The 17,045-nt window shown below is 63.7% G+C and carries 18 protein-coding genes; 6 read left to right on the forward strand and 12 right to left on the reverse strand.

Going from position 1 to position 17,045, the window contains the following annotated elements:
• Window positions 1-65: 65 nt before the first annotated feature.
• The 8 genes from K9F62_15630 to K9F62_15665 form a co-directional block, all read right to left on the reverse strand.
• The gene (locus tag K9F62_15630; protein ID UJX40119.1) at window positions 66-329 is read right to left on the reverse strand and encodes an amphi-Trp domain-containing protein; all 264 of its coding nucleotides are present in this window, start codon (window positions 327-329) and stop codon (window positions 66-68) included.
• Window positions 330-448: 119 nt separating this feature from the next.
• The gene (locus K9F62_15635; protein UJX40120.1) at window positions 449-772 is read right to left on the reverse strand and encodes a cupin domain-containing protein; all 324 of its coding nucleotides are present in this window, start codon (window positions 770-772) and stop codon (window positions 449-451) included.
• Window positions 773-850: 78 nt separating this feature from the next.
• A complete protein-coding gene (locus tag K9F62_15640; protein ID UJX40121.1) occupies window positions 851-1,387 on the reverse strand; it encodes a lysophospholipase in 537 nt (178 codons plus the stop codon).
• 189 nt (window positions 1,388-1,576) lie between these two features.
• Window positions 1,577-2,815 carry a diaminopimelate decarboxylase gene (gene lysA / locus K9F62_15645; GenBank protein UJX40122.1) on the reverse strand — a complete coding sequence of 413 codons (1,239 nt, stop codon included), beginning with the start codon at window positions 2,813-2,815 and terminating at the stop codon, window positions 1,577-1,579.
• A 3-nt stretch (window positions 2,816-2,818) separates the two neighbouring features.
• Complete coding sequence (gene mutS / locus K9F62_15650; GenBank protein UJX40123.1) at window positions 2,819-5,458, reverse strand: DNA mismatch repair protein MutS; 2,640 nt, start codon at window positions 5,456-5,458, stop codon at window positions 2,819-2,821.
• Window positions 5,459-5,494: 36 nt separating this feature from the next.
• On the reverse strand, window positions 5,495-5,896 hold the full coding sequence (locus K9F62_15655) for a LapA family protein (protein ID UJX40124.1): 402 nt from the start codon (window positions 5,894-5,896) through the stop codon (window positions 5,495-5,497).
• Between the two features lie 13 nt (window positions 5,897-5,909).
• Window positions 5,910-6,410: an HIT domain-containing protein gene (locus K9F62_15660; GenBank protein ID UJX40125.1), complete on the reverse strand. Its 501-nt coding sequence runs from the start codon at window positions 6,408-6,410 to the stop codon at window positions 5,910-5,912.
• Window positions 6,411-6,432: 22 nt separating this feature from the next.
• The gene (locus K9F62_15665; protein ID UJX40126.1) at window positions 6,433-6,903 is read right to left on the reverse strand and encodes a TIGR00725 family protein; all 471 of its coding nucleotides are present in this window, start codon (window positions 6,901-6,903) and stop codon (window positions 6,433-6,435) included.
• A gap of 118 nt (window positions 6,904-7,021) precedes the next feature.
• Here K9F62_15665 and uvrC point away from each other — a divergent pair, with 118 nt between their 5' ends.
• From uvrC to K9F62_15680, 3 genes are read left to right on the forward strand one after another with little or no spacing between them, the layout of a single operon-like run.
• The gene (uvrC, locus tag K9F62_15670) at window positions 7,022-8,902 is read left to right on the forward strand and encodes an excinuclease ABC subunit UvrC (GenBank protein ID UJX40127.1); all 1,881 of its coding nucleotides are present in this window, start codon (window positions 7,022-7,024) and stop codon (window positions 8,900-8,902) included.
• Between the two features lie 54 nt (window positions 8,903-8,956).
• Window positions 8,957-9,646, forward strand: a complete 690-nt coding sequence (locus tag K9F62_15675) for a class I SAM-dependent methyltransferase (protein ID UJX40128.1) — start codon at window positions 8,957-8,959, stop codon at window positions 9,644-9,646.
• Between the two features lie 11 nt (window positions 9,647-9,657).
• Complete coding sequence (locus tag K9F62_15680; GenBank protein ID UJX40129.1) at window positions 9,658-9,861, forward strand: YwbE family protein; 204 nt, start codon at window positions 9,658-9,660, stop codon at window positions 9,859-9,861.
• A gap of 189 nt (window positions 9,862-10,050) precedes the next feature.
• On the opposite strand, the gene ettA is transcribed toward K9F62_15680, so the two are convergent.
• Together ettA and K9F62_15690 are read right to left on the reverse strand one after the other, a co-directional pair.
• Entirely contained in the window at window positions 10,051-11,736 is a 1,686-nt protein-coding gene (gene ettA, locus K9F62_15685; protein ID UJX40130.1) for an energy-dependent translational throttle protein EttA, read from the reverse strand.
• A gap of 214 nt (window positions 11,737-11,950) precedes the next feature.
• On the reverse strand, window positions 11,951-13,465 hold the full coding sequence (locus K9F62_15690; GenBank protein ID UJX40131.1) for a 30S ribosomal protein S1: 1,515 nt from the start codon (window positions 13,463-13,465) through the stop codon (window positions 11,951-11,953).
• Window positions 13,466-13,601: 136 nt separating this feature from the next.
• On the opposite strand from K9F62_15690, the gene K9F62_15695 reads away from it, so the two are divergent.
• Complete coding sequence (locus K9F62_15695) at window positions 13,602-14,606, forward strand: metal-dependent hydrolase (GenBank protein ID UJX40132.1); 1,005 nt, start codon at window positions 13,602-13,604, stop codon at window positions 14,604-14,606.
• Here the strand turns inward: K9F62_15695 and K9F62_15700 are convergent.
• Complete coding sequence (locus K9F62_15700; GenBank protein UJX40133.1) at window positions 14,590-15,093, reverse strand: GNAT family N-acetyltransferase; 504 nt, start codon at window positions 15,091-15,093, stop codon at window positions 14,590-14,592. The genes K9F62_15695 and K9F62_15700 overlap by 17 nt on opposite strands.
• A 79-nt stretch (window positions 15,094-15,172) precedes the next feature.
• The gene (locus tag K9F62_15705; GenBank protein UJX40134.1) at window positions 15,173-16,051 is read right to left on the reverse strand and encodes an AraC family transcriptional regulator; all 879 of its coding nucleotides are present in this window, start codon (window positions 16,049-16,051) and stop codon (window positions 15,173-15,175) included.
• Between the two features lie 218 nt (window positions 16,052-16,269).
• Between K9F62_15705 and K9F62_15710 the strand changes: the two genes are divergently transcribed.
• Both K9F62_15710 and K9F62_15715 read left to right on the forward strand, forming a co-directional pair.
• Window positions 16,270-16,815 carry a DUF2975 domain-containing protein gene (locus K9F62_15710; protein ID UJX40135.1) on the forward strand — a complete coding sequence of 182 codons (546 nt, stop codon included), beginning with the start codon at window positions 16,270-16,272 and terminating at the stop codon, window positions 16,813-16,815.
• Window positions 16,816-16,823: 8 nt separating this feature from the next.
• Complete coding sequence (locus K9F62_15715; protein ID UJX40136.1) at window positions 16,824-17,045, forward strand: helix-turn-helix transcriptional regulator; 222 nt, start codon at window positions 16,824-16,826, stop codon at window positions 17,043-17,045.

Below are 17,045 nucleotides of genomic sequence, written 5' to 3' on the forward strand. Positions count from 1 at the left end.
GGGAGGGGAAATCCCTTTCAAAGGATTTCCCCTCTCGCGCAATTTTTGCAACAGGCCTTACGCCCTTAATCCAGAGAGGGCTTTTCTTCCTCTTCCTTCCAGGCCAGCTCGATGGAGAGCTTCCGTTTGGACTTGCCGGGTTTGACCTTCTCCTTGAACGCGATCTCCAGATTGGCCAGAAGCGGCAGGTCGATGCAGACCGGGCCGTTTTCGCCGTTGCCGACGAGTTTGCGCTGGCGCAGGCCGTCCACGATTTTTTCCAGAACGACGGCGGCGTCATAGGTCAGAAGCTTCTCATCGCAATGGAACAGATTGGATTTGTCGCTCATGGTGATCTCCTTTGGGAATCCGTGAAGTATGTCGGAGGGTTTGGAATCCCTATACGCATCCCGACCGGGTTTGTCATGACAAGCGCGAGAAAAAAGAGTCGCGCTTGGAAGACGCCGCGTCAGACCGGCAGGAAATCGTAGGTCCCGGGGCCCTGGATAAGCAGCAGGCGCACCGGGACATCGCCCGCATTGGCCACGCTGTGCGGCCGTCCGGGCGCAACCGTGGCCCGGTCGCCCGGTTCAAGGCGCAGGCGTTCCTGCGGATCGCGCAGCGTCAGGACGGCCGCGCCGGACAGGCAAAAGGTCGTGTCGCTGACGATGGAGTGGAGGTGGGGCGGGATGGACTGGCCGGGGGCGAGGGTGAAAAGCGTTACACGGGCGTCTTCGGTCTCAAGGATGGTTTCCCTCCCGGCGACAGCATACGGCGCGGAACGTTGCGACATGGCGGGCCTCCTTTGCCAACCCCATGGGGAAGTCTCTCGCTGCGCACTGGCGGCCACTGCCGAAACGGCGTGACGCCGTTACATCTGGCTGACGATGAGCTTTTTCCAGAGGGAATAGGCGTTTTTCGTCAGGTGGATGCCGTCCCTGGTGAAATTGGGGCCGAGCTTGCCGTCGTCGGCCACAAAGGAGTCGTAGAGATCGATATAGCGCACGAAATGGTTCTGCCGGTCGCACAGTTCCCTGAGCCGGGCATTGGTGGCGATGATGTCGGCGTTATCGATGTCTTGGCGGCGGGTGGGCAGGATGCTTTGCACGTAGATGCGCGTGTAGGGCGAGATTTCCTGTATCTTGCTGATGATTTTCTCGTAGTTGTCGATGATGCGGTTCTGGGCCTGTATTTCATTGATGCCGATCATTAAAAAAAGCTTGTGCGGCTTCTTGGCGGCAATGGGCTCGATGCGCTTTAAAATATCGCCGCTGGTGCAGGAGTCGACGCCGTTGATGTAGACCTTCTGGGGCTGGTCGAAGAGGTTGTTGATTTCCCAGCCCTTGGTGATGCTGTCGCCGCAAAAGACGATCTGCAAGGCCAAAAGCACGGGCAAGGCGGCATGCACGGCGTATTCCTCCGGACGATGGTCGTTTTCACGGCATTGGAAAAAAGGGGGGCCGTCGACGCGGCTTCCCCACAAAAGCAGAGGATAATGATGCGGTCCTCCCCGGTCAAGGAGGCGCTTACGGACTTCCCGGACGTCTCCGCCCTGGGGGAGACGCCGGGAATGTCGGGAAAAGGGAGGAGCCCGGGCTTAGCGTTCGAGGGCGACCAGGTCTTCGTAGGTCTCGCGGCGACGGGCCAGGGTCACCGTGTCGCCGTCCACCAGCACCTCGGCCGCGCGGGGGCGGGAGTTGTAGTTGGAGGACATGGTGAAGCCATAGGCGCCGGCCGAGTAGACGGCCAGGTATTCGCCCGGGGCCACGGACGGCAATTCCCGATCCCGGGCCAGGAAATCGCCGGATTCGCAGATGGGGCCGACCACGTCGACATTGAGCATCTCGCGCTCGGCCGGGCGCACCTCGCGGATGGCGTGGTAGGAATCGTAGAGCGAGGGCCGGATGAGGTCGTTCATGGCCGCGTCCACGATAACGAAATCCTTGCTCGGCGTTTTTTTGGTGTACACGACTTCGGTGACCAGGATGCCGGCGTTGCCGACGATGACCCGGCCCGGCTCGAGGATGAGCGTCAGCGGCAGATCGCCCAGGGCCTTGGTGAGCGCCTGGCCGAACTCGCGGGGATGGGGCGGCTCCTCCTCGTTGTACTGGATGCCGAGTCCGCCGCCGAGATCGAGATAGCGGAGAGGGACGCCCATGGCGACGAGCTTTTCACGGAAGGTCAGGATCTTGTCCAGGGCTTCGAGGAAGGGGTCGATGGAGGTGAGCTGGGAACCGATGTGGCAGTCGATGCCGACCGGCGTCACGCCCGGCAGTTCCATGGCCCGGCCGTAAGCGGCCAGGGATGTTTCCATGTCCAGGCCGAACTTGTTCTTTTTGAGCCCCGTGGAAATGTAGGGATGGGTCTTGGGGTCCACGTCGGGATTGATGCGCAGGCTGACGCTGGCTTTTTTGCCCAGCCGCGAGGCGATGGCGCTGATGCGCTCGAGTTCGCCCATGGATTCGACGTTGAACATGAGGATGCCGGCGCCAAGCGCCTCCTCGATTTCGCTTCCCCGCTTGCCCACGCCCGAATAGACGATCTTGGCCGGGTCGATGCCGGCGGCAAGCGCCCGGTAGAGCTCCCCGCCCGACACGATGTCCACGCCGGCGCCCATGGCCCCGAGGGTGCGCAGCACGGCCAGGTTGGAATTGGCCTTGACCGAGAAGCAGGTGAGGTGCGCCAAGCCGTCGAAGGCGGAATCGAAGGCTTCGAAATGGCGACGCAGGGTGGCGGCGCTATAGATGTAAAGCGGCGTGCCGTAGGCGGCGACAAGGGTCGAGACAGGCACGTCCTCGGCGTAAAGTTCGCCGCCACGGTACTGGAAATGATGCATGGGTCAGTCTCCTTGGGAAGCATTGCCGCCAAAACGGGTTTTCCAGTCTGTCAGCAGGGTGAGTGCTTCAAGCGGTGTAATCCGGTCTAGTTCGAGCCGGGAGAGTTCGTCAAGAAGTGGGGAAACCGCGGCCTCGGGGGGCGTATCGGGCGTGGGAGCCGGGGCGGTGAAAAGCCCGGGCAGGATGGGTTGGCCCCGTTCACGGTTGCCCCGCGCGGCATGGGCCGGGTCGCGGCTGCGCTCCAGTTCCTCGAGCAGCTGCCGGGCGCGGCGCACCACGTTTCGGGGCACGCCGGCAAGCCTTGCCACCTCGACCCCGTAGCTGCGGTCGGCCGGGCCGGGCAGAAGTCGCCGCAAAAAGACGATGTCGCCCTTCCATTCCTTGACCGCGATGTTGGCGTTTCGAAGGCGCGGCAGCCTGCCTTCCAGGGCGGTCAGCTCATGGTAATGGGTGGCGAAAAGGGTGCGCACGCCCTGGCCGTCGTCACGGCCGCACAGATCCTCGACCACGGCCCAGGCCAGGGCCAGACCGTCGAAGGTGGCCGTGCCCCGGCCGATCTCGTCCAGGATGACGAGGCTTCGCCGGCCGGCCTGACGCAGGATGCGGGCCGTCTCCATCATCTCCACCATGAAGGTGGACTGGCCCTGGGCCAGGTTGTCCGAGGCCCCGACCCGGCAGAACACCCGGTCGACCAGCCCGATTTCGGCCTTGGTGGCCGGCACGAAGGAGCCGATCTGGGCCAGCAGGGCGATGATGGCGGTCTGGCGCAGCACCGTGGATTTGCCGGCCATGTTGGGGCCGGTGATGAGCAGCACCCGCGTGGCGTCGTCGAGGGTCACGTCGTTGGGGATGTAGTTGCCGACGCCCTGGACGGCCTCGATGACCGGATGGCGGCCGGCCCGGATGCGGATGTCCAGGTCCTGGCGCAATTCGGGCCGCGTCCAGTCGTTGACGACCGCCGCCTCGGCCAGTCCCTGCCAGACGTCGAGCCTGGCCACGCGGGCGGCCGTGTCCATGATGCGGTCGCGAAGCGCGGCGATGTGGTCGCGCAGGGCGACGAAAAGATTGTATTCGAGGGTCTTGCGCTTTTCCCCGGCCGCCATGAGCTTTTCCTCGAGCTCTTTGAGCCGTGGGGTGACGTAGCGCTCGCAGTTGGCCAGCGTCTGGCGGCGCTCGAAATGCTCGGGCGGATAGCCGGCGGATTTGGTCAGTTCGAAATAGTAGCCGAAAACCCGGTTGTAGCCGAGCTTGAGCTTCGGGAGCTTGCAGCCTTCCCGTTCCTCGGCCAAAAGCTGGCGGATGCGCTCCTCGCCGTGCTCGGTCAGCTCCATCAGTTCGTCGAGGTCGGGGTTGTAGCCGGGCTTGAAAAGTCCGCCCTCCGTGACCAGCACCGGCGGCGAATCGACCAGGGCGCGCGAAAGCAGTTCGCAGGCGTCGTCCAGGTCGTCCCAGCCGGAAAGGAGGTCGCTCGCCGCCTTGGGCGGTTCGGCGGCAGCGGCCGCCAGGGCGCGCAGGCTCGGCAGGGCGGCAAGGGACTGCCGCAGGGCGGTGAAATCCCGTGGCGCGGCCCGATTGAGAAAGATGCGCGTGGTCAGCCGCTCCAGGTCGTAGACGCCGCCGAGCGCCTCGCGAAGGGCCGTTCTGCGTTCTTCGTCTCCGACCAGCCAGGCCACCGCGTCCTGGGTCTCGAGGATGGGCGCGGGATCGAGCCAGGGCTGGCGTAGCCAGGATTCGAGCAGCCGCCCGCCCATGGGCGTGACGGTACGGTCCAGGACATGCCACAGCGTGCCTTGGCCCTTGCGACCGTCCAGACGGCGGAAAATCTCCAGATTGCGCTCGGTCACTTCGTCGATGAGCATGTGCCGGCCGAGGTTGACCGGCTTGAAGGGGGCCAGATGCCCGATGTCGCGCATCTGGTTGCTGGCAAGGTAGGTCAGGAGCGCCCCCATGGCCCGCACCAGCTGGGGCTTGTCGCCGACGTCCAGGGCGGCCAGATCGGCCACCCCCTGGGCTTTTAAGACCTTGTCGCGGCCGCTGCTCAGATCGAAATGCGGGCGCAGGGGAAAGCGGCTGATCTGCATGCCCTCGCGGGCGAAATCGCGGGGCGGCTCCAGGCCGTCGGGCAGAAGCAGTTCCCGGGGGCCGATTTTTGCCGCCCACTGCCACAGGCGCGCGGCGTCGCGGGCGAAAAGGCCCGACCACTCGCCGGTGGAGAAATCGACCCAGGCGAGTCCGCCGGCCCGTTCGTCGGCGTCGAAGTAGAGGGCGGCCAGGAAGTTGTGTTCCTTGGCCCGCAGGTTGCCTTCCTCGACGGCCGTGCCCGGGGTGAGCACCCTGGTCACGGCCCGCTTGACCAGCCCCTTGGCCTGCTTGGGGTCCTCGATCTGGTCGCAGACCGCGACCTTGAACCCCTTTTCCAGCAGTTGGGTCAGATAGCCCTCGATGGCCTGGTGCGGCACCCCGCACATGGGAATGGGGCTTTCCGCCTCGGGATTGCGCGAGGTCAGGGTCAGCTGCAGTTCTCGGGCCGCCGTTTCGGCGTCCTCGAAAAACATCTCATAGAAATCCCCCATGCGATAAAACAGCAACGCGCCGGGATGATCTCCCTTGAGGCGCAGGTACTGCTCCAGCATGGGGGTCATTTTGATTTCCCCCACGGCGTAACGGGTGGCGACGAACTAGGCGTCGTCTTTTTTTGCAGCGGCCGTGTCCTCGCTTGTGGACAGCGTCGGCGTGCTGGCGGTGGCGGCGGCGTAGTTGGGCGTCACGAGGGGAGAGGCCACGGTGGATTTTTTCTGGGCCAGCTGCTTTTCCATGGCGTTGACCTTGTTTTGCAGGCTGCGCACCGCAGAGGCCAACCGGACTTTCTCGGCCAGGAAATACAGGGTGCAAAAGAAGCCGCCGGCGACAAAGGACAAAAGGAGCACCACGTAGAAGGGAACCGCGGCCGTTTCGGCGTGGAGGCCGAAGACCTCGAGTTTCAGCAGCAAAGGGGTTTCCAATATGGCCGTGTTCTGCACGAAAAACAGCATGCAGAAAAAGAAGAATGCAAGCAGGAAAAGCACCTTGATCACGCGCATGGAGGCCTCCTTGTCACGACGTAACGGTTGCGGGGTAATCCGTAAAATAAGGCAGAAGCCGGTCATAGGTGGAGAGCAGATGCTGCGGTACGACCCGCGTCTCCCCGAAAACGGCCATGAACGAGGAGTCGCCGTTCCAACGGGGTACCATCTGGAAATGCAGGTGGGCGGCAATGCCCGACCCGGCCGCCTCGCCGAGGTTGAGGCCGATGTTGATGCCTTGGGGATGCATGGATTCCTGCATCACCCTGGTGCAATAGGTCAGCCCCCGGGTCAACTCCAGGGTTTCCTCGGGCGTCAGTTCGGTCAGGCAGCTCGCGTGGCGAAACGGCGTGACCATCAAGTGTCCGCAGTTGTAGGGGAACTTGTTCATGATCACGAACGTGTGCCGCCCTCTGGCCAGCACCAGCCGTTCCCTGTCTTCGTCCCGGTTCTCGGGCAGGCAGAACACGCAGGCGTCCGGCTTGGGTCCGAGAATGTAGTCCATGCGCCAAGGCGCCCACAAAACTTCCATACGTACCATTTTCTCCGAAAATTCAAGCAACGCCGAGCAGGGAAGCGGTCAGCGCGACAGCTTCCTCGGGCGTGGCGGCGGGCCGGACGCCGGAAAGGGCCGCGTGGTGCCCGATGGCCACCACCGGGCGGCCGATTTTGAGCGCCACGCCGATTTCCGACAGGGTCCCGGCCCCGCCGGAAACGGCTATCGCCGCTTCGCCGTTTTTGACCACCAACACGTTTCGCGCAATGCCAATGCCGGTGACGATGGGCACGTCGACGTAGGGATTGGCCGCTGCCGGGTCGTCGCCGGGAAGGATGCCGATGGTGCGTCCGCCGGCTTCGCGCGCGCCCTGGCAGACGGCGGTCATGACGCCGCCAAGTCCCCCGCATACGACGGTCCATCCCCGGCCGGCCAGAAGGGCGCCAAGACGCCGGGCCACCTCGGAGGTGGCCGCGTCGCACGTCCCCGCGCCGATGACCGAAATCCGCCTTTGCAAAGCCGTGTCCATGTCCGCCTCGTATTACACGCCTCTATCTCCAAGGGCAAGGGACCCTTAGCCGCAAGGCGACAAGTTGCGGCTAAGGGGGGCTTGAGTCCGGACGGCGACCGGACTAGAATTCTTTTCCATGTTCGATTTTGTACCTCAAAATTACCCAACGTCCCCGGGTGTTTATCTTATGAAAGGCGCCAAGGGGAAAATTCTCTACGTCGGCAAGGCCAAAAACCTGCGCGCCCGGCTCGGTTCCTATTTCCGGGGCGAGGCCGGCCACAGCGTCAAGACCATCGCCCTGGTCGCGCGCATCGCGGCGGTGGAGGTGCTGCTGACCGCCTCGGAAAAAGAGGCGCTGCTCCTGGAGTCGAGCCTGATCAAAAAGCACCGCCCGCGCTACAATGTGGTGCTCAAGGACGACAAAAACTACATCCTGTTCAAGCTCGACAAGCGCTCGCCCTACCCGCGTCTGGCCTTCACCCGGCGCGTGGTGCGCGACGGCGCGGCCTACTTCGGTCCGTTCACCTCGGCCGCCGCGGCCCGGACCACCTGGAAGGAGCTCGGCCGGGTGTTCGCCCTGCGCAAATGCGGCGACAAGACCCTCAACAACCGCATCCGGCCCTGCCTGTACCACTTCATCGGCCAATGCCTGGCCCCGTGCGTCAAGGCCGTGGAGCCCGAAACGTACATGGCGTTGGTGCACCGGGTGGAGGCCTTCTTGACCGGCCGCTCGGCCGAGGTGCTCAAATCCGTGCAAAAGGAGATGGAGCAGGCCTCCGAACGGTTGGATTTCGAGGCGGCGGCCCGGCTTCGCGATCTTCTTTTCGCCATGCGGCGCACGGTGGAGGGGCAGGCGACCGTGCTGACGCGTCTGGTCGACATGGACGTGGCCGATTTTACTGTCACCGACCACGGCGTGGGGCTGTGCGTGCTTTTTGTGCGCCAGGGGCGGCTCCTTGACCGCAAGACGTTTTTCTTTCCGGGCATCGAGGCCGGGGAGGCGGTCGGCGCGGCCGGCAGCGCCCTGGTGCAGTTCTACCGGCCCGAGAGCTTCATTCCGGCCCGGGTGGTGGTGCCGCCAAGCCTGGCCCCGCAAACGGCCGCGGGTTCCATTGCGGACGGCGAATCCGAAGTCGCCGATGCGACCGGAGAGACTTCGGGCGACGGTGCGGCCCTGGCCGAGATTCTGGCCGAGCGCCGGGGCGGGCCGGTGCGTTTGGGCGCGCCGCGCGGGCGCGAGGAGCGAAAGCTGCTGGAGCTGGCCGGGGCCAATGCCCGGCGCGCCGCCGAGGAGGCGGTCAAGGCGGCCGAGCGCGACGTGCTGCCTTCGCTTGCGACCGCCTTTGGTGTGGCGGCGCTTAGCCGCATCGAGGCCGTGGACGTCTCGCACCTCGGCGGCAAGGGCGTGCGGGTGGGGATGGTGGTTTTCGAGGAGGGGGCGCCCAAAAAAAGCGATTACCGGGCCTATGCCTTCCCGGAACTCGAGGGCACGTCCGACGACTACTTGGCCCTGGCCTCCTTTGCCGCCAAACGGGCCGCATCCGGGCCGCCGTGGCCGGACCTGCTCCTTGTCGACGGCGGCAAGGGCCAGCTCGAGGCGGTCCTTCGCGCCCTGACCGAGGCGGGAGCCGGCGGGGCCTTTGCCCTGGCGTCCATCGCCAAGGGCGACACGCGCAGCCAAAACGAGATGGGGGACGTCATTTACGTGCCGGGCCGCAAGAATCCGCTGGCGCTTCGGCCCGGATCGCCGGAACTGCTTTTTCTCCAGCGTGTGCGCGACGCGGTCCATGATTTTTCCATCGGCCGGCAGCGCCTGGCCAGGAATAAGACGGGACTGCAAAGCGCGGTGCTCGATCTTCCGGGAGTGGGGCCCAAGACGGCGCGAAAATTGTGGGAGGCGTTCGGCTCGGTTGCGGCCATGAAAGCGGCCAGCCCGGCCGATATAGCGGCCAAAGCCGGCCTTGGCCCAAAGCAGGCGGCCAAGGTCGCCGACAGCCTGTCCGGGCTTGCGGGTTGATTTGTGCGGACTTTCTGGTCTACCAAAGGTGAATCTTTTGTAATCGGAGCCCGCATGCCCCCCCTTCAGGAATTTTTGGCTCTGGCCGACGCCATCGCGCCGGAGCATCGCTACCGTACGGTGTATGACACGGATTTTCGTGTTCTCGTGCCAGGGAAAGAGCCCATCGACGCCGGGACCCTCGACGCCTTTTCGCGCATCGATTTCGCCGGCCGTACGGTGGTCGACCTCGGCTGCAATTTCGGATTTTTCAGCTTTCAGGCCCGCCGGCTCGGCGCTGCCTCGGTGGTGGGTGTGGACCGGGAGCCCATGGTCCTCGACGGCTGTTCGCTTTTAAGGGAACACTTTCATATCGACGGCGTGGCCTTCGAGTGCCACGACCTCGAGGATCCGGCCTGCACGCTGCTTTCGCGCACATTCGACATCGCCATGCTGGTGGAATTTATCGGCAAGACCTTTGTGATGCAAAACCGGGTGGCGCCGGCCCTGGCGTTCCTGGAGCGGCTTTCGGATCGGGAGTTGATCGTGTCGGTGCAGAAAATCTACTGGATACGCAAGGAACTCGGCTCGACGCCCGGACGCCTGCGGGACATCTATCCGTCCCGATATATCGACGGCGGCGATTTCCGGCTCCTCGACTATGTGCGGGACTATCTTGCCCCGCGCTGGCGCATGGAAGCCCTTTCCCCCCTGGCCGACGGCTACGAGAAACCGCGCAAGTTTTTGCGCTTCGTGCCGGCGTAGGGGGCGTCATCATGCCAGACGGCACCAAACGCGCCGACATCCGCCCGGGGCTCGCCGTGGCCATCGTGCTCAAAAAGGACCAGCGCTCCGGCGCGCTGACCGAAGGCGTGGTCAAGGACATCCTGACCAAGTCCCCGTTTCATTCGCGCGGGATCAAGGTCCGCCTGACCGACGGGCAGATCGGCCGCGTGCAGTTGATTCGGTCGCCGGAGTAGTTTTTTTGGAAGAGTGCCGGGGGAGAACCTTTTTGAAAAAAGGTTCTCCCCCGGACCCCTTCTCCAAAAACTTCTCACGGTAACAGCATCGTATCGCTACGGCCACTACCCATTAAAAAGTTTAGGAAGGGGAGAGCGCGAGAGGGGAAAACCTTTTCAAAGGGTTTCCCCTCTCGCATCTCTTCAGCCTCAGGCCCGGCTGAAATGCCGGTATTTGATGCGGTGGGGGATGTCGGCGTCGGCGCCGAGGCGGGCCTTGCGGTCGGCCTCGTATTCCGTGAAGTTGCCGTCGAAAAAGACCACCTGGCTTTCGCCATCGAAGGCCAGGATGTGGCTGGCCACGCGGTCGAGAAACCAGCGGTCGTGGCTGATGACCAGGGCCGAGCCGGCAAAGGACAAAAGCGCGTCTTCCAGTGCCCGCAGGGTATTGACGTCCAGGTCGTTGGTCGGTTCGTCGAGCAGCAGCACGTTGGCGCCGCTTTTGAGCATCAGCGCCAGGTGCAGCCGATTCTTCTCGCCGCCGGAGAGCACCTTGACCTTCTTTTGCTGGTCCTGGCCGGTGAAGTTGAACCGGGCCACATAGGCGCGGGCGTTGACGTCCCTCGTGCCCAGCCGGATGGTGTCGTAGCCTTCGCCCACGGCCTCGAACACGGTCTTTTCCGGGTCGAGGCTTTCGCGGTTCTGGTCCACGTAGGCCAGCTGCACCGTCTCGCCGAGTTTGAAGGACCCGGCGTCAGGCGTCTCCTGACCGGTTATGAGCTTGAACATGGTGGTCTTGCCCGCGCCGTTGGGGCCGATGATGCCGACAATGGCTCCGCGCGGCACGGTGAAGGTCAGGTTCTCGAAAAGCAGCTTGTCGTCGAAGCCCTTGGCCACGCCTTCGGCCTCGATGACGTTTTTGCCCAGGCGCGGTCCGGGCGGAATGTAGATCTCCAGATCCTTGGCCAACCGGTCGGATTCCTGGGAAGCCAGGGATTCGTAGGCCGTGATGCGGGCCTTGGACTTGGCGTGGCGGCCGTGCGGGGACATGCGCACCCACTCGAGTTCGCGGGCCAGGGTCTTCTGGCGCTCGCTTTCCGACTTTTCCTCCTGGCGCAGCCGTTCCTGTTTCTGCTCCAGCCACGAGGAATAGTTGCCCTTCCAGGGAATGCCCCGGCCCCGATCGAGCTCCAGGATCCAGCCGGCCACGTTGTCCAGGAAGTAGCGGTCGTGGGTGACGGCGATGACCGTGCCCGGGTAGCCGTGCAGGAAATGCTCCATCCAGGCCACGGTTTCGGCGTCCAGGTGGTTGGTGGGCTCGTCGAGGAGCATGATGTCGGGCTTCTGGAGAAACAGCCGGCACAACGCCACGCGGCGACGCTCGCCGCCCGAGAGCACAGACACGGGCGTGTCCGGCGGCGGACAGCGCAGGGCGTCCATGGCCATCTCCAGCCTGCTGTCGAGCTCCCAGGCGTCGCAGGCGTCGAGCTTTTCCTGGACCTCGCCCTGGCGTTCGATCAGCGCGTTCATGGCGTCGTCGTCCATGGGCTCGGCAAAGGCGGCGTTGATGTCCTCGAATTCCTTTAAAAGCGCCACCGTTTCGGCCACGCCTTCCTCGACCACCTCGCGCACCGTCTTTTGCACGTCCACCAGCGGGTCCTGCTCCAGGTAGCCGATGGTGTGGCCCGGGGTCAGGACGGTTTCGCCCTGGAAATCCTTGTCCACCCCGGCCAGAATTCTGAGCAGCGTGGATTTGCCCGCGCCGTTGAGCCCCAGCACCCCGATCTTGGCGCCGTAGAAATACGACAGCGAGATGTCCTTGATGATCGGCTTCTTGTCGTGAAACTTGCTGACGCGGATCATCGAATAAATAATTTTATTAGGCTCAGCCGCCACGGGTCCTCCTTAAAATAAAAGGCAGTGCGAGAGGGGAAACCCTTTAAAAAGGGTTCTCCCCTCTCGCGCTCTCCCCTTCCTAAATCTTTTAAATGTGATGATGGAACGGACAGTTGGCGAAAACATGCCGTTATTACGAAAAGTCTTTGGAAAGGGGGTCCGGGGGAAGAACCTTTCTTCAGAAAGGTTTTCCCCCGGCACGCTTTGAATCCCTTTATCCCTTCTTGCGGGACAGGGCTTCCTGGAGCTTTTCGCCAAGGAGGCCCAGGCCACCGCCGGAAACGCTGGCGGATTTTTCCTTTTTGTACTGCCGCCAGTCATCGTTCTCATGGTCGCCATGGCCACCACGGTGATCCCGCTTGAAATCCCGTTCCTTGGTGCCGCCGACCGGGGAGAGCGTCATCTTGCGCTTTTCCGTGTCGATCTCGGAGATGATGACCGGGACCGTGTCGCCGGACGAAACCTTTTCATAGGTCGCCGGCTCCAGGGCGTCGCGCAGCTTGGACGCCGGCAAAAGGCCGGTCACCCCGGGGGCCAGGTTGATGAACAGCCCGTACTGCTGGCGGTTCTCCACGGTGCCCTCGACGGTCGCGCCCACGGTGAAGGTCTCGGGGACCTTTTCCCAGGGATCGCCGGCCGCTTCCTTGAGGCTTAGGGAAATGCGCCGCTTGGCCAGGTCGATGTCCTTGATGGACACGGTGACGACGTCGCCCGGATTGACCACATCGGACGGCTTGGCGATGCGGCGGGTGTGGCTCATCTCGCTGACGTGGACGAGTCCCTCGATGCCCGGGGCAAGTTCCACAAACGCGCCGAAATCGGCCAGGCGCGTCACTTTGCCGTCGACCTTGTCCCCGACCGCGAACTTTTCGCCCACGCTGTCCCAGGGATCCGGACCGGCCTGTTTGATGGAAAGCGAAATGCGGGGGCGGCCTTTCTTGTCGCGGTCAAACGCCAGCACCTTGACCGTGGTGGCCTGGCCGAGGGACACGGCGTCCTCGGGCTTTTCGGCCCGGGACCAGGAAAGCTCGGACAGGTGCACCAGCCCTTCGAGCCCGGGCGCCACTTCGGCGAAGGCCCCGAAGGTGGCGAAGCGGGTAATCACAGCCGGGATGATGTCGCCGGGATTGACCGATTCCAGGAACCGCAATTCCGATTCGGCCCGTTCCTCTTCGAGCAGCTTGCGCCGGGAGACGACAATGTTACGGCCGTCACGCTCGAAGGTGGTTATGGCGAAATTGTAGGTCTGGCCGACATGGGCTTCGGGGTTTTCGGTGAAGGCGATGTCGATCTGGCTGACCGGACAAAACGCCCTCTGGTGGAGAATTTCCACATCGAAGCCGCCCTTGCGCGAGGCCGTCACCTTGCCCTCGACGGGTACGCCCGCCTCGAACGCCGTCCGCAGCGCCTCGGCCCCGCCTTGTCCAGTCAAAGCCTTGGACAACAGGACTTCGTCGCCGCGCAGGGAAACGACGTACAGGGTCACGGATTCGCCTTCGCTGACGGTCAGCGCGCCTTCTTCGTCGAGAAATTCCGACTTGTCGGCCACTCCGTCGAGCTTGGTGCCGGTATCCACCACCACGGTGGTATCGGTGATGGTGATGATAGGTCCGGTGATACGGTCGCCAACGTTGATTTCGCCGCCGCATTCGGCCAAGGAGGCCTCCATGAGCGCGGCGAATTCGCCATCGGCCGGCATGTCCTTGGTGTCCGGCGTCTTGTCTGCCATGATCGCTCCGAAATAAAAGGGGATGATTTGGGCGCGAACGCGCCGGGGCGCACTGTAGCGCAGCGGCGCTCCTTGTCAAATGCGAAATCGGCCCTATTCTAGGAAAATTGACTGACAGGGCATTTTGGGAGGCTCCATGGACCCAGTTACCCACATCGCGGCCGGCGTGCTCATCGGGCAGGCCGCCAAGGACCGCTTTCCGGCCGGGCGGGCGCTCGTGCCCCTGGCCGCCTTTGCCGCCTGGATGCCCGACATCGACAACGTTGTCACGTTTTTCGGCCCGGAAGCCTATATGCGCTACCACCGGGGGCTGACCCATTCGCTTTTGGGCGGTGCGGCCATGGCCTGGCTTTTAGCCTTTGTCGTGAGCCGGTTCTGGCGCGAGGCCACCCTGGCGCGGCTCTTTGTCCTTTTTTACCTGTGCGTGCTGTCGCACCTTTTTCTCGACTGCATCACCACGTATGGCACGGGGATTTTCCTGCCGTTCTCCGATGTTCGCGTCTCCTTTCCCTCGGTCTTCATCATCGACCCGCTCTACACCCTGACCCTGGTGGCGCTGGGGGTTGTCGGGGCGCTTCGTCCCTTGGCCCGCAAGAAGCTGGCCACGGCCGGATTGGTCGTACTGCTGGCCTGGCCGGCGTTTGGCTTCGGCGTGGGCCGGTTCGTGGCCGCCCGGGCTCAGGCGCTTCTGGCCAGGCAGGGAGATACGGTCGCGTCCATCACCGTGCAGCCCGACGCCTTTGCCCCGCTGTGGTGGAAGGTCGTGGCCGACAAGGGGGATTCGTATCTGCTGACGGGGTTGACCCTGACCGCGCCGGATACGCTCTTGCCCGTACGCCTTTTCCACAAGGCCGGCCGGGCCGAACTCGAAGCCCTGGGCCGGCAGGCCCCGGTTTTTTCCGAGTACGTCTGGTTCACCGATTTTCCGGTCAAATCCGCGGACACCACCCCGCAAGGCTCCACCGTCACCTTCAAGGACCTGCGATTCATGGCCATAAATCCCCTGGTGGCCGAGGTGCGCGGTCCGGCCGTGCCCTTTACGCTCACGGCCTATCTCGATCCGGCCGGCAAGCTGGTGCGGGCGTTTTTCTCCCAGGTGGGCAAGGCGGAGGTAATTTTGCCCGCTATGGCGCTTCGATGACGGATTGCGGCTCCGGGGTCAGGCTCTTTTCCATCCGCACGCAGCGCAGGGCGATCCCCTCTTCCAGGAAGAAAAATTCCTCTCCGGCGGCGCGAAAGCCGTGAGCCGTGTAGAAGCGCACGGCATTGCAGGAAGCGGTCAGGCGCAGGGCGGCCAGTTCTTCCCGCCGCGCGGCCTGCTCGGCCAGAGCCAGCAAAGCGGCTCCCAGCCCCCGCCGTGAATGTTCCGGCAGGACATACATGGCCCAGACGTTACCTGGGTCAAAAAGCACGAATCCCGCCACGTTCCCGACGGCCAGGGCCACGAGGAAGGTCTTGCCGGTATCGGCCAGGGCCTGCCTGACGGTTTCCGGACGCATGCAAGCGGCCCAGGCCGCCAGTTCTTTTCCGGTGTAGCAGTCCCCGGCCAAGCCAAGGACGGCTTTCCGATGGGCTTGGCAGATGCCTGCAATATGCCCGGGCTGGGCGGCGATAAAGCGGTAGGACATGAGGGTTGGTAAACGCCGGTTGGGGATCGGGGTCAAGGGGCGGCGCGCAACATGCCGCCCCTGTGGCATCTCTTCGCGCCTATCGGGCCGCTTCCAAGGGCACGCAGATTTCCGTCAGCCATTCCTCGGGCGGCGTGGTCTTGGGGTCGTTCAAGTAGAACTCCAGGCTCGGCGCGCCGGCGAATTCCCGTCCCGAGTCCGGCCCCCATACGCCGCACAGCCAGGCATAGGCCCCGGCGAGCAGGGTATATGGCCCCTTGACCACGGCCGTGGCGTAGTCGCCGTCGCCAATGACCGCCACCGGCAATTCCGGCGTGCCGGCAAAACCCTCCGGCACGGTCAGGCAGGCGTCGTAACGGATCTTCTCCGGCGGCGTGATCTGGGGATCGTCATGCCCCACGCCGATCATTTGTGTCTCCGGCCCGAAAAGGCCGCGTTTGCCGGCCTCGGCGCACAGCTTCGCCCAGGCCGCCTCGCACTGGTCATACGGTCCCACATGCCGTACGCAGGCCACGCGCAGCGGCGGCAACTTCTTGATCGTTACGGTCAGTTCCATGCTCTTTCGCTCCTCGATAGGGGGTAAAAAGTCCGTTAATTCCCGGGCCTGGCCCGGGTCCCGGCGTTGTCCGCGCCACACGGAGGGAGCCATGCCGTAGGCCGTCCGAAAGGCGCGGCCAAAGGCGTCGGGCGAATCGTATCCGGCCTCCAGCGCCACCTCGGTTACGGAGCGCGCTCCGTAGGCCAGTCGGTGGGCCGCCCGGGCCAACCTCAGGCGTCGCTGAAACGATCCCACCGTCTCGCCGGTCATGCCGGTGAAGATGCGGTGGAAATGAAAGGGCGAAAAATGGGCTGCCCGGGCGATTGCCTCCAAGGGAAGCTCGGCGTCGAGTCCCGCTTCCATGGTCCGCATGGCTGTCAACACCCGCCGCCGCCAATCCCGCCGCGTCGCTTCGCTCATGTTCCCTCCAAGTCTTCCTATGGCCTGTTTCCCAGCCGTTCGCCCGACTTCCCTTGCGCTTTTCGGCGTTTCTGAAAATGGGGTTATATGATTTTTATACGGCTAAAAATTATTGTTGAACGATAATTTATTTTCGATTATCAGACAGGCATTCGGGCATTGGTCCAATCGGGGACCCCTTGCATCCGCAACCACAACAACAGCTTTCGGAGGACACGATGCAACCAGGAGACAACATGGACGGGATCAGACGGCTGGGCGGCCTGCTCGAACGCGTCTGTCTGATCGCCGCGGTGGCCATTATCCCGCTGATTGGCCTGTACTGGGCCATGTTCAACAATCTGCCGTCCGCCATGACCGCCGAGGCCGTCAGGCAGGCCGCCTCTCCGTTGCTCCCGATCTGGGTGCGAGGGCTGTGTTTCCTTACGGCCCTGGTCCCTGGCACGGCGCTTGTGCTCACCCTGTTGCGCCTGCGTCATCTTTTTGCCCTGTATAAGGAAGGCCGCATCTTCACCCTGGCCAACGTGACCTGCTTCCGTTTGGTGGCCAGGGCGCTTTTGTGGTGGGCCATTGCTTCCATCGTCCATACGCCGCTTTACGGGCTGGCCGTGACCGCCGCCAATCCGCCGGGACGCCACTTACTGACGCTCGGCATCGGTTCCTCGGAATTGGCGCTTTTCTTCGTCGCCGCCATGGCTGTCGTCATCTCGCGCGTGATGGACGAGGCCCGACGCCTGGACGAAGAACAAGCCCTGACGGTATAGAGGCCGCCATGTCGATCGTCATCAATTTGGATGTGATGCTGGCCCGGCGCAAGATGGCCTCCAAGGATTTGGCCGAGGTGGTGGGCATCACCGCCCAGAACCTTTCCATTCTCAAGACCGGAAAGGCCAAGGCCATCCGTTTCGCCACTCTGGAAGCCATTTGCCGGGCGCTGGCCTGCCAGCCCGGCGATATTCTGGAATACCGACAAGATTCCGCCGCATCGGAATAA

This window comes from Desulfovibrio sp. JY, assembly GCA_021730285.1.
Lineage (GTDB): Bacteria > Desulfobacterota > Desulfovibrionia > Desulfovibrionales > Desulfovibrionaceae > Solidesulfovibrio.

Coding starts and splice junctions, on each gene's coding strand:
- lysA (UJX40122.1), bottom strand. CDS start 2,815: ATGCATCATTTCCAGTACCGTGGCGGCGAACTTTACGCCGAGGACGTG.
- uvrC (UJX40127.1), top strand. CDS start 7,022: ATGTTCGATTTTGTACCTCAAAATTACCCAACGTCCCCGGGTGTTTAT.
- K9F62_15700 (UJX40133.1), bottom strand. CDS start 15,093: ATGTCCTACCGCTTTATCGCCGCCCAGCCCGGGCATATTGCAGGCATC.
- mutS (UJX40123.1), bottom strand. CDS start 5,458: ATGACCCCCATGCTGGAGCAGTACCTGCGCCTCAAGGGAGATCATCCC.
- K9F62_15680 (UJX40129.1), top strand. CDS start 9,658: ATGCCAGACGGCACCAAACGCGCCGACATCCGCCCGGGGCTCGCCGTG.
- K9F62_15665 (UJX40126.1), bottom strand. CDS start 6,903: ATGGACACGGCTTTGCAAAGGCGGATTTCGGTCATCGGCGCGGGGACG.
- K9F62_15675 (UJX40128.1), top strand. CDS start 8,957: ATGCCCCCCCTTCAGGAATTTTTGGCTCTGGCCGACGCCATCGCGCCG.
- K9F62_15630 (UJX40119.1), bottom strand. CDS start 329: ATGAGCGACAAATCCAATCTGTTCCATTGCGATGAGAAGCTTCTGACC.
- K9F62_15655 (UJX40124.1), bottom strand. CDS start 5,896: ATGCGCGTGATCAAGGTGCTTTTCCTGCTTGCATTCTTCTTTTTCTGC.
- K9F62_15690 (UJX40131.1), bottom strand. CDS start 13,465: ATGGCAGACAAGACGCCGGACACCAAGGACATGCCGGCCGATGGCGAA.
- K9F62_15635 (UJX40120.1), bottom strand. CDS start 772: ATGTCGCAACGTTCCGCGCCGTATGCTGTCGCCGGGAGGGAAACCATC.
- K9F62_15695 (UJX40132.1), top strand. CDS start 13,602: ATGGACCCAGTTACCCACATCGCGGCCGGCGTGCTCATCGGGCAGGCC.
- K9F62_15710 (UJX40135.1), top strand. CDS start 16,270: ATGCAACCAGGAGACAACATGGACGGGATCAGACGGCTGGGCGGCCTG.
- K9F62_15705 (UJX40134.1), bottom strand. CDS start 16,051: ATGAGCGAAGCGACGCGGCGGGATTGGCGGCGGCGGGTGTTGACAGCC.
- K9F62_15660 (UJX40125.1), bottom strand. CDS start 6,410: ATGGAAGTTTTGTGGGCGCCTTGGCGCATGGACTACATTCTCGGACCC.
- K9F62_15715 (UJX40136.1), top strand. CDS start 16,824: ATGTCGATCGTCATCAATTTGGATGTGATGCTGGCCCGGCGCAAGATG.